The sequence below is a fragment of the Chitinophaga sp. CF418 genome (genome assembly GCF_900142925.1).
Classification (GTDB): domain Bacteria; phylum Bacteroidota; class Bacteroidia; order Chitinophagales; family Chitinophagaceae; genus Chitinophaga.
In genome coordinates, this window is record NZ_FRCN01000012.1 from 133257 (window position 1) to 145871 (window position 12615).

At 48.1% G+C, this 12615-nt stretch carries 3 protein-coding genes; all 3 read right to left on the minus strand.

Annotation, left to right across the window (positions count from 1 at the left end; genetic code table 11):
- Genes F3I09_RS24480 through F3I09_RS24490 form a run of 3 tightly spaced genes read right to left on the minus strand, consistent with a single transcriptional unit; the run spans position 1 to position 12609 of the window.
- The gene (locus F3I09_RS24480; RefSeq protein WP_149697689.1) at positions 1–4260 is read right to left on the minus strand and encodes an AMP-binding protein; all 4260 of its coding nucleotides are present in this window, start codon (positions 4258–4260) and stop codon (positions 1–3) included.
- Positions 4261–4270: 10 nt separating this feature from the next.
- Positions 4271–11608 (minus strand): non-ribosomal peptide synthetase, encoded by a 7338-nt coding sequence (locus F3I09_RS24485; protein WP_149697690.1) that lies wholly within the window; start codon positions 11606–11608, stop codon positions 4271–4273.
- Positions 11608–12609 (minus strand): TauD/TfdA family dioxygenase, encoded by a 1002-nt coding sequence (locus F3I09_RS24490; protein WP_149697691.1) that lies wholly within the window; start codon positions 12607–12609, stop codon positions 11608–11610. Before F3I09_RS24490 ends, F3I09_RS24485 begins: the two co-directional genes overlap by 1 nt.
- Positions 12610–12615: the final 6 nt, after the last annotated feature.

A 12615-nucleotide genomic window follows, 5' to 3' on the forward strand; every position in this document is an offset into this window, starting at 1 on the left:
TTAAAGTGAATTAAAGATCTCTTCCAATTCCTGTTCATTCAGTCCAAGTGCTTCCGCCCCGGCTATCCTCTTTTTGAAAATGCCACCCCATTCACTTAATGCAGGAATGAACTCTTCAAGACATGTGATATACCTGCGAAGCAGCTGTGTAGCTGAATCTTTTGCAAATAATGACCGGTGATAAGAAAGACTTATCTGCAGAGTACCTCCCGAAATGATCAGCGTAAAGTAGAGCGCTGAAGGCATGTAAATGTCAGGCCCTACATTCTGTTGCTGGGGCGACAACGGGTGAATAGTGAAAGCCGGCGCTTCACCCGTATCATGTTGTCCCAGGTAGTTGAAGGTGATAAAAGGTTCGGCGCCCTGACTGCCTGCATGCAGTTCACCCAGGTAGCGCTGACAGAGATACCCTTCTCCATTGCCAGGCACCTTTTCCAGGGCAGCAATAGTTTGCTGGATCCCACTGCGCATATGTTCTGCAGGAATACAAGACAATGCTACCGGGTATTTCATTGTGAACCAACCCACTGTTTCAGCAAAGGAAGCAGCATCTTCCGTACTGTTCCTGCCGTGCGACTCGAGGTATAAGGTAACGGCTGACCGGCCGCTCCATGCATGTATGGCGCTGGTCAGCGCGGCCAGCTGCACTTCCTGTATGGTCACGTTCATGGTATGTAAAGGCAGTGACAGCAATTGCCGGGTGGTATCCAGGCCCAATTCCTCATGCAGGTGATCAAAATGCCGGAAGGTTTTCTCTACTGGCTTCAGACCATTCCAGTCCTCTGCAGCCCTTGCTTCCATGTCCATCCAATAGGACATTTCCTGTACAGTAAGACTGTCAGTCCTTTTCCTCAAGGCCTGCGACCATTTCAGATAAGACCCTGATGTGTTCTCCTGTTGTATCCCTTTACCGGATAACTGTTCCAGGATGATGCGCCATGATACGCCATCAACGATGAGGTGATGCGCCAGCAGGAACACTTCATCCTGTTCCTCTCCGTGAAATAATATGCAACGGAACAGTGGCCCGGCTTCCAGATCAAACTGTTGCTGCCAGTATTGTGTCTGTCCCCTCAGATCGAAGGCTTCCTGTTCGGTAAAGATCCCGTCCATATAAACAGCGGCAGGTAGCACCTGCTGTATACGCTCATCCCCCGACAAAGGGAAAACAGTGCGCAGGGCTGCATGGCATTGCCATAAACGGACAACCGCGGCTTTAAGATCTTCAACATTTACCTTACCGGCCGCCTGCAGTAAAAGAGACTGGTTATAATAATGCAGGTCTGTTGTATTGTCCCTGAAAAATTTGATCTGTAAAGGTGTAAGCGGTATCTCGCCACCCTCTGCCAGTTCATCCACGGCCATATTCTCTGCTTCTTTCAGATATTTTACGAGTTGTGAAATAGTAGGGAACCTGAGTATATCTCCCACCTGCAACATCCAGCCTTTCTCTCTCATCTTCGCCACTACCTGAATGGCTTTTATGGAATCGCCACCGATGCCAAGGAAGTGATCATGAATACCCACCGGCGACTTTTGCAATAGTGTCTCCCATACCTCCGCCAGCATCTTTTCCTGTGGTGTACGGGGCAGTACGATCTCTTCTCTGCTGCGCATTTCCTCCGGAGAAGGTAATGCAGCAATATCCAGTTTGCCGTTGACATTCACAGGGAAACGCTCCAACGCGATAAGGCTGACAGGTATCATATATGCCGGCAACTGCTGTTCCATCTCTTTCCTGATGGTGGCAGCCAGTTCCGGAGCACCCGCATAATAGCCCACCAGTTCCTCCTTCCGTATTATAACAAAAGCATCATTTACACCGGCCACAATGCGCATTACGGCTGTTATTTCACCCCGCTCTATACGGTAGCCCCGTAGTTTGATCATGTCGTCATTACGTCCCATGCAACATATATTGCCATCAGGCAGCCAGTACCCCTTATCACCCGTCTTGTATAAGCCGTTTACAAAACGTGCGGCAGTTTTTGCGTCATCATGAAAATATCCTGCGCCCACCGTGCTGCCGCCAATCCATATCTCTCCTTCTATACCAGGCGTACATGGCTCCATCTGCGCATCCAGTATACAGGCACTTGTATTGCTGATAGGCTTTCCTATCAATATATCGTTAAATGATGCAGGCACGTCCCATACAATACATCCCACCGTGCACTCTGTAGGACCGTATTCATTGCAGATTCTCATTGCAGGGTTCAAAGCACGCAGAATGGCAATGTCACTTTCCAGCAATGCCTCTCCTCCCACTATACAGGTATCTGTAGTGGTATGTATAATGCCGAGATGCGGCAGCATACGAATATGCGAGGGCGTCAGCTTGATGGCAGTCATGGTACTGAAGGCATTCCGCAGATGTGTACTTACGTCTGCGTCCCCGGCACATATATAAAGTATCGCTCCTCTTAACAGCGTGCAAAACACAGATGTAACAGTCAGGTCAAATGCAATTGGCGTAAACAATGGCATTGTACCGGAGGGATGATTGGAGAAATAGTAGTATCCAGCCCAACGGGTATAGTGCTGCAGGTTACTCATAGTAATAACACAACCTTTGGGCTGCCCCGTTGTGCCCGATGTATACAGTATATAAACCGGCATCTCCGGCTGCCAGCGGGGAAGCTGCCTGTTGATTTCAATAAGGGAGGCCGCTTTGAACAGTTTTTCCGGAGTGATACTCCTGTCTGTACCAGCATCATCTGTGATAGCCAGTTTAGCTTCAGACTGTTGCATGATATATTTAATCCTGGCCTCAGGATACTGTTTATCCGCCGGTATATAAGTCGCTCCGCTAAACATCACGCCCCAGATAACAGGCAATAATTGCTCAGTACGGGCCATATTGATCAATACCCTGTCGCCCGGCTGTATGCCGTGTTGCACAATCAATACTTCCGCCACTTGTCTTGATTGCCCGAGTAGCTCCTGGTAACTCATACTCCCTCCATCCCATTCCAGTGCAATATGATCAGGATAACGACCGGCAGTCGCCATAAAAACGTCTGTAACAGGTACAAACTCAAAAGGGATCTGTGCACCGAACAGTGGCGGTATATCCGCCCTGCCTGTTGTCTTTCCTGATATGAAACAGGTAACATGATCCAGTAAGGTCTGCCGGACCCATTCCAATGAAACCGCAGTGATAGCGTTTTGATCTGCCTGTAATACTATCCTGGTCGAAGCAGCGGTATCTTCTGCAAAAAAAGACAGTATAAACGGCTCATGACAGGAAAGACTCTCTACGCAAACCGGCATCTCTGCCAGTACTCCTGCCGCGAAATGATCCCGTTCCAGGTATTCAAAACTACAGGTACAATTACTATGGGTAGTATCAGTTTCAAATTGTTCCCGGTACAGATCAAAACGTTCCCGCTTTTCCTTCAGTCGTACAACATCTGCAGCTTCTTCCTTACGGAAACTACCGTAGATTCCTTTCGCAAAAGGACCGGGGATCTGTTTAAACTCGTCAAACAGACGACCGGATGATATATAAGCGGCTGCGCCTGTACCTTGCTTCAGGTAAAGAGCGGTCACGTTTGTCCATGCCCAATACCAGATATCAGCAGGTGTAATGTTTTGTTGTATGGCTACCTGTTCCAGTTGATGCAGCAGTGCATTATCTGCTTTCAGGTCTGTGGTGATATAGGAAGCATGTAGCGCTTTACCCGGCCCTTCCTGTAGTGTAAGCGTTCCGTTGGTCTGTATAAGTTCCTGCTCCTGGTCCTGAGGAAGTGCTGTATTCTCCCCTGCTGTGCTTTCCAGCCATTCTACGTACTGAATGAACTGCAATGGATCTTCCTCCCCTGCATTCGTAGTAATTAACTGTTGTACAAGAAAACGTAGGGACCAGCTATCAAGCCATACCGTAGGAGCTATTATACCCAGATAAGCCGGCACTCCTTTATTGTCATTAAATATGACCAGCCTGATCCTGGCATCATCAGGCGCTGATACACGCAGCCATTCGCTAATAACAGCTGCTTCGTCATTACCCTTATCTGCAATAACTATCAAATCTGTTTGGTCTTCTTCCGTCACTTCCTGGAAAGGTATGCTGACATTATTGGTATAAGTACTGACCGTTCTCAGTATACCATGCCTGCTTACCAGCTGTTGCCAGCGGCTTACGACATCATGTGTAACAGGTGTAGTGATCCTGAATAAAGCCCTGTGTAACAATGCCTGCTCCCACTTGAGACTGAAATACTTTTTCTGCACAGGAGATATACAATGGATACTCATATTAAAACGCTTAATTCTTTTTTAGGAAGCTACGGATGCTGGCTTGCTGTGCGGCCTGCATCATATCTTTTTCAGTGTTATGTAATTGATGTTCCAGGGCCATCATCGTTTGTGAAGGTTTACTACTGAGTGTTGCCAGCATCTGCTCAAATCTCGCTATGCCCCTTTGTACAAACCTTCCGCTGTAAGCATCCTGATCATACAGGCACTCAGCAGAAAGTCCCTGGCTGTTTGAGGTAAAATGTATTTCCATACTGAACTTCCTGCTTATCGCAGTATGGAGTGGACGGACAGTAATATCCGGAGGCGTCACAACAGCCTCCCTGTAATGCCCTTCGAAGTCATCTATATGAATTTCCAGTACGCCCCGTCCGGCCACTTCCTCTCCACCGGCAGGCACCCATTGCGCCACATACCTTTCAGGCTGTTCAAGATAGGCGGTGCACTGGGCCTGCACATGCTCGATCAGGTCTGATATATGTGTATATAACTGCTTGTAGACAGTGAAGGGAACTACATTCATAAATAAGCCCACCGTATTATACCAGGCAGGATCAAAGCGTCCATGAAGCGGTGCAAATACCGTTAATACCGGTTGTGAAGCATCATCCGTAAAAGCCAGCGCCTGTAAGCCGGTTATCAGTGCAAAAGGAGACACCTTATATGCCGCAGACAATTCCGCAATAGTATCGCCTGAGTACTTATGAAATATCTGTCTGAAATATCCCGCGCCCTTGTCTCCGGCGTTCTCTTCCTGTCGCTCTTTCAGGAGGCAATGTCGGGCCAGTGCAGCCCTGTCTGTTTTAACAGGCTTCAATTGACTGGTACGCTGTGCATATTTACTATAGGGTGTAATTTCTTTATACTGATCCGGTTCCCTGTAGTGATCCAGGATTGCCGTTATGAGTACCTTGATACTCCAGGCATCTGCAATAAGGTGATGTAAAACAAATGTAAACACGTAGCGCTGCTGCTCCTGCTGCTGCAGAAAGAGCCGGCATACAGGATCTTTCTCAGGGTTCATCTCCACACCAGCGCCATCACCATATTGTATCTGACGCTCATCCACGGGGAACAGCTTATACTGCAGGCCCTGTCCTGATATCCTGAAACGGCATCTTAACATACCATGTACTTCCAGCACACGGTGAAGCGATTGCCTGAAACGTGTCTCATCCAGTGGACCGGTCAATTCAAAAGATCCTTTCATCAGATACTTCCCTCCGCCAGTCACCTCCATATCCGCCCATATTCGCTGTTGCATGGGTGTGGCCTCGTGCCATTCATTCTCTTCCACATATTTTTCGTAAGGAATTTCCGCCGCTTTCTGGTCAAGCAGGAAAGCCAGGTCCTTCACCTGTGGATTCCTGTAAAGCTCTCCCAGTGTGACAGCCTTTTCGGATATCTTATAGATAGCTGAAATAAGCTGAATAGCGCGAAGACTGTTTCCACCGGCAGCAAAGAAATGTGTAAGCCGGTCGGCGGTTGTACTCAGCAGTCCTGAGTACAGCATCGCAATCATATGCTCATTTTCAGATGCAGGCACGACTACATGCTGCTGGTCACGACAGAATGGCGAAGGCAGGTTTGTACTGTCCTTCTTGCCATTATTGGTAAGCGGTATAAGCGGCACCGCGATAAAGAAAGACGGCACCATGTAAACCGGTAATACCGTCCTGGCATACGCCATCAGCATATCCTCCTCGCAGGTAGCATCTTCCGGTACAACATACGCCACCAGTACGGGATCTGCAGTCCCTTCAAATACCTTGTATACTACCAGGGCATCTTTCACCAGGTGATGTGCTGTGAGGCAATGCCGGATATCTTCCAATTCCACCCGGTTGCCATTGATCTTTACCTGCTCGTCCTTCCTTCCCCCAAAGGCCAACCTTCCATCATCGAGCCAACGTACAAAGTCCCCCGTACGGTACCATGTCTCCTCTCCAGCTTTATAAAAACGTAATGCGGTTTCTGTTTCATTGTTGTAGTATCCTTTCGTAAGTCCTACGCCTGTGATATGCAGTTCTCCCGTTACACCCGCAGGCACTGGTTGCTGATCAGCGTCCAGCACTTTTATCTTTACGTTTGCTATCGGCATACCCACCGGTATCAGGTGATCTGTGGGATAGATCCTCGTAAAGGTGGTGCAGATGGCATTTTCCGAAGGACCATACGCATTGAACAACATATGCCTGCCGGCCAGTGCAAGTCCTGTTCTTTCGGGTAATGCTTCTCCCGCAGAAATGAGCACACGTAACGTATGAGGCAACTCTGCAGGCAACGCCGACAGGTATGCTGGCGGAATGGTAGCTACAGAGATACCTCTCTTTGCAACCCAGTCGAGAAATACATATTGGTTATTGATCAGATCGGGATTCGCTGTATATAAGGCAGCCCCGGACAATAGTGCCAGAAACATTTCTGACAAGGACGCATCAAAACCTGGTGATGAGAACCACATACAATGATCTTCCCGGGTCACGCCAAATCCTGCGATCTGGGCAGTGATCGTATTTAACAATCCGGTATGTGATATGCTGAGCCCTTTGGGCTTACCAGTAGAACCCGAAGTGAAGATCATGTAAGCAGGTACTTCTCCTGTAATATTTACCGGCTGACTCTCCCGGCTTGTAAACGTTGGAGTAAGCACCGCTATATCTTTCAGCTCATAGGACTCTCCGGAGGTATTCAACACCACCTGCGCACCGCATTCCCTAACGATAGAAAGGACCCTTTCTTCCGGCAGTTTCACATCGATAGGCAGGTATACCGCGCCACGGTGCATGATGGCCAACATAGCCGTAATAGTCAGTTCATTGCGGGCGGCCAGTACAGGCACGATCTGTCCGGGCAAAATCCCGCCCATGCCCATGGTAAGCATCCTTTTCAGCAATGCACGATAACTCACCCCCTTGTCCTGATCAACAATAGCCGTACGGTCCGGATATTGTTCTGCCACCTGGCGGAAGCGGGAAATGATGGTCTCTGCAGGAGCAATATATTTAACAGGTCCTGTTCCACAATTCCTCCATTGCACCACTTCATCGGGCGAAAGCATACTCACTGTTCCCACAGCGCTTCCCGGCTGATCTATCAGCTGCCCGGCCAGGAAGAGGCCATGCTTTAGCATCTGGCGGATGAAAGATTCCGTGTAGATGTTCCGGTCGTAGTCAACAGTCAGGCTCAGTTCATCATTATGTTGAGAGAAATTGAAAGCCAGTACCACTTTAGCCTGTGTATGCCCATCATAGGGTAGTTTCTCCAACCTCAGATCATTCGTTTCAATGATATTCCCCTGTTGTCTTTCCTGGAAATTGACCAGTACATGGAACAGGCTGTCGCCGGCTACACCATGCAGGGCTGTCAGTTCTTTCGCCAGTAATTCATAAGGGTATTGCTGATATTGCAGGCCTTCTGCCAGGCGACGGCTCCAGCGGTTAGTCAGTTCATGAAAAGAGGCCTTTGGATCAAGTTCATTCCTCAGCAGGAGCGTATTAAGGAAGAATCCTACCTGTTGCATAAAGGCTTCATGCAGGCGGTTGTCCACCGGTACAGCCATGACCCTGTCATTGCCACCGCCATAGCGGTATAGCAGCATATCAGTTATAGCCAATAACGGCGGGAAGACGGTGATCTTCCGTTCTTTTGAGAATGACAATATCTTCCCTGACAACTCCTTTCCTATTGCCATGCTGTAACTACCGGCTATATCATGTTGCTGGCGGGTGGCATTCACAGGAGCTGTTAATGCTGTCACCGGCAGAGGATCTCTGAATTGTTGCAACCAGTAATCTCGGCCTGCCGTATTCTGCTGCAGGCTGTTCTGCCAGGCAGCATACTCTTTATATTGTAAACCGGCAGAAGCTACCTCCCCATTCGGCTGATCGTACTCTCTCAGCAGTTGGTCAAACAGTATCTCCTCCGATAATCCATCTGCAATGATATGATGCAGGTTGATCAGCAATAGCCATTCCTCCTGTGCCAGTTTGTACAGGGCTACCCGGTACAGGGGGAGTTTATCCAGCGGAATATGCAGCTGCGCATGCTGCCTGCACATGGCTTCAATATCAACAGGGCCTTCTTCATACTGATAGACAAAGGCCGCATCCGGGTGGATTATCTGCCTGGGTATCCCATCCTCCCCGCAAACGAAGGTGGTGCGTAAGGATTCAAAGCGGCCGATCACCGTTTCAAAGGCAGCCACAAAACGCTGTACCGAAAACGGCCCATGTATCCGGTAAGCTACCGGCATGTTATAGGCCGTAGAGAGACGGACGCCATTGTGTTCTGTCCAGATCCTGAGCTGCTGCCCCGACAATTCATACGACTCACCCAGGGGCAGCGCAACAGGATCTTTAAACAGGGATTTTTTAGCCTTTACAGCTCGTATTGCCTGCTCAGACAATACTGGATAGTCAAAAATGTCTTTCAGCGAAAATCCGGCCTTAAAATGCTTATTTAAGCGGGCTACTAATGCAGAAGCCTTAATGCTTTGTCCGCCGGAAGCAAAAAAATGGTCGTGTCTTCCTACCTGGTCTGCCTGCAGCAATTCCTTCCAGATAGCTGCAATTTGCTTTTCCGTTTCGTTAACAGGCGCTTCATAAGGTTTTGTGTCTTCTTTAATGGTTAAGCTATGGGATAACAGCCTTTTGGTATGCACTTTCCCGTTTACGGTAAGTGGTATTTGCTTCACCCTATAAAAATGTTGCGGCACCATGTACGCAGGCAACTGCAATTTAAGCGACGCTATCACAGCCGCAATGGCGGCATCGCCTTCAAAGAACAGCGCCAGCTCAGGGTCGTCTCCGTGCAGTTCTGCCAGCACCTGTGCCGCCTTAATGCCCTGAATATTTTGTAATTGGTGTATGATTTCTTCCGTTTCTATACGGTATCCGCGGATCTTTAATTGCTGGTCTATCCTGCCCAGGAACACAAACTCTCCATCGGGTAACTGCCTGGCAAGGTCGCCGGTTTTATAGAGCACCCGATTATTACCTGACAGCGCAAATTTCTCATCAGTCAATTCCTGGTTGTTCAGGTACCCCTTCGCAATACCATTTCCTGCCAGGAACAATTCACCGGCCAATCCGGGCATTAATAGCTGGCCCGCATTATTGAGGATAAAGGCTTCCATGCCCTCTATCGGACGGCCTATTGTGATCAACTGATCCTCGGGGTTGATACGTTTCACAATACATCCCACAGTGGCTTCCGTAGGGCCGTATTCATTGAACAGTAAAATATCTTTATTCAGCTTAAACAGGGTCGCGGCCTGTGAAGCCAGCAATTGCTCTCCACCAGTGATCACCACCTGTATGGGTGTATCCTCCAGTTCAAGGTGTTTTAACAAACTGATATGCGAAGGAGTCAGCTTAATGCTGTCAATACCATACTTTCCGGAAAAACATTGCTGCAGTACCAGGTCTGTCTGTTCTTCCTCCGGAAATACCACCACCTTTTTCCCCGTTGTTAATGGGAGGAAGATGCCCGTAATGGTAAGATCAAATGATAATGGCGTAAACCAGGGGTAATTACCGCAGGTATTGTCTTTCGTGTAGATGTTGGCGCACCAGTGAAGATAATGTGACAGGTTATTTACCGACAGCATACAACCCTTAGGCTTCCCCGTTGTACCTGAGGTATAGATTACATAAGAAAGCGCCTCACCTTGCAGCTGTGGATATATTACCTCACCATCTGCGCTATCCGCCATCTCCAGCAAAGCAGTTATCGAACAACCAATATTGTCATCATCATTTTCAGTCAGTACCAGCACCGGGGCTGCATCATCCAGGATGGACTGTATCCTCGCAGCCGGCTGGGACCTGTCCAGCGGCAGGAACGCCGCTCCAGCCCTCATTATGGCAATGAGTGCAAAGATCACCTCTGCGCTTCTGCCTGCACTAATCGCCACAATATCCCCGGGCTGTATGCCCTTTTCTTTTATCAACACAGCTGCCAATCTATCAGCTGAGTGCTCCAATGCGCTATAAGTATATTCCGTATCTCCGGCTACAATAGCGGTTGCATTAGGATACTGCTGACAGTTTGCCTGAAACAAGGCGATAAAATCCTGGTGTGCAGTTATAGGAAACGTTATATCAGCGACCAGATCATCTGCCAGTAAATTAATATCTGTTACCTGTTCGGGATTGATCTCTGCGAGGTCAAACAGCCGCTGTAATACGCGATCTATCTGTTCAACTGCACTACGACTGAACCGTGTGTTATCGAAACTCCAGCGTGTGGCTAATCCATCCTTTGTATCCAGAATATCCAGCTGCAATGAAACGCCGGGAAGCATCACCCGCCAGTCATTATAGTGCCTTACATCGTCCGGCATTTTTACGTACTGCACCGCATAAGGCAATGCATTGCCGAAAACTTCCTGTACAAATTCCTGACTAAAATATTCGGCCACGGATTGTCTTTCTCCCATTAACTCAGAGATCCTGTTCACCAATGTGTTAAAGTTATCCTCCCACATCAGCGGCAAAGGAATCAGCTGGTCGATCTGGCCCACCGTATTATCCAGTTCGTCATACACTCGTCCATTCAGCAATACTCCCGGCATCACATGGTCTCTACTGGTGAAATAACTTAACAATACACTGAAGATGCCATAACAACAATCCCTTACTGACACGCCTGCCCTTTCAGCGACAAGCTGTAAAGCAGTTCCTCTACGCTTGATGGCAGTACTTTCATATAAAGGCTTATCAGTGGCATCTGCTGCCTCAAATAAAAACGGTGTTACTCTTACACGGTCAACCAGTTGCTGTTTGAACCAGTCAGCTATCTCCTCCGGCTGCTGTTTTAGTGTTTCCGTCTGCCAGCTAACATACTGGGAATAGGATATAGCCGGATCAGGTAGTTGTTTACTGCAAAAGATATGCTGTATGGCACTACACAGTTTACCTATGCTGTGAAAATCCGCAATGCCGAAAGGAAGCTGAAGGTATGCATGGTAACAAGTACCTTCCCTATCGTGCGAGGCGGCAAAGACAACCAGCTCACTTAACTGCTGTAAATGCTGTTTACAATCGTCTGAAAATGAGACGACATTCTTCCCCTCCTCTTCCAGGAAAATATGTATATGTTCGCCTGCTATTGCGATGCGTTGTAATGGATACACCATATCAGGCTGGTATGCAAAGCGTGTCAGAAGAGCTTCCTGTTTATGAAAGAGGCCCAGTAGCTCCCGGCTAAGCGCCTTTACATCCTGCACCGCCTCGCAATAGATCTGCCAGGAAAAAGTAACTGGCAGTTGAGATACGTATTGTTGAAAATATCCTTTCTGCTTTTCAGTAACAGGCAGGATCACATCACCCGATAAATTCTCCATTATTGCTTGATAGGTTTCATCATGATTACATTGATCTCCCGCGTACCTTTGAAAGAATTACGCCCATGTGCCGCCAGCATATTGTCCATCAACAGGATATCCTTTCTTTTCCAGGGGAAATAGACACATTCCTGCTCGTAGGCGGCATGAATAAGCTCGAGGTATTCCGCTTCAATAGGTGAACCGTCTCCGTAGTATGTATTAAAAGGTAGTTCATCACTACTGGAGAAGGCAGCCCTTATTTCAGGCGCCAGCGCCAAGAAATTGAAGAAGTATCCATGGTTGAACCACACTTCTTCCCCGGTTACCGGATGTGTCCTGACTGCCGGCCTGTGCCACCTGATCTCCAGGCGGTCATTGCCTGTCCAGGAGAACTCCTGTCCATACGTTTTACAATGCTGTTCTACTACTGCCTGGTCTTCTGTCTGGAACACTTCCTGCCAGGACAAGCCCACCCCCTTCTGCAACAATCTGCGGTATAGTATCCCCTTTTCTTTGAACACGTTTACCAACTTTTCAGGCAGGCGTTGCAGTACTTTGCGTACATCCGCTATAGGTGTTTCACCTTTTTCAGCAGGTTCTTTAGAACAATAAAAAGCGATCCTCAGCGGCCATGTATGAGAGTAAGACAATTCATTGTGCATGTTAATAACCTGATCTGCCGGATGTTCTGTAGAAGTATACAGATTCTCCTTCACTTCTGTGCGTGGGGAAGAGCGGTCTTTATAAGAGAGAAATTCCTCATTAAACGCGAGCATTACATCCTGAAAGGCGTTCCTGTCAGGTACATCAAAACCTCTGAATAAGATAGCGCCATAGACTTTCAGATCTTCCTCCACTTCTTCCTGATGACCAGCTAACCACAACTTTAACGAGATACCATCCATAACGGGTCTATAGATCGTCGGGAAGCCGGGTGTTTTCTCAATAAGATCACCTTCAGGATCAATGGCTTTTGGCCTCACGTCTTTTAATGAAAACTGCTGTCTCTGAAACTGCATTGGCGT

Coding starts and splice junctions, on each gene's coding strand:
- F3I09_RS24485 (WP_149697690.1), bottom strand. CDS start 11,608: ATGGAGAATTTATCGGGTGATGTGATCCTGCCTGTTACTGAAAAGCAG.
- F3I09_RS24490 (WP_149697691.1), bottom strand. CDS start 12,609: ATGCAGTTTCAGAGACAGCAGTTTTCATTAAAAGACGTGAGGCCAAAA.
- F3I09_RS24480 (WP_149697689.1), bottom strand. CDS start 4,260: ATGAGTATCCATTGTATATCTCCTGTGCAGAAAAAGTATTTCAGTCTC.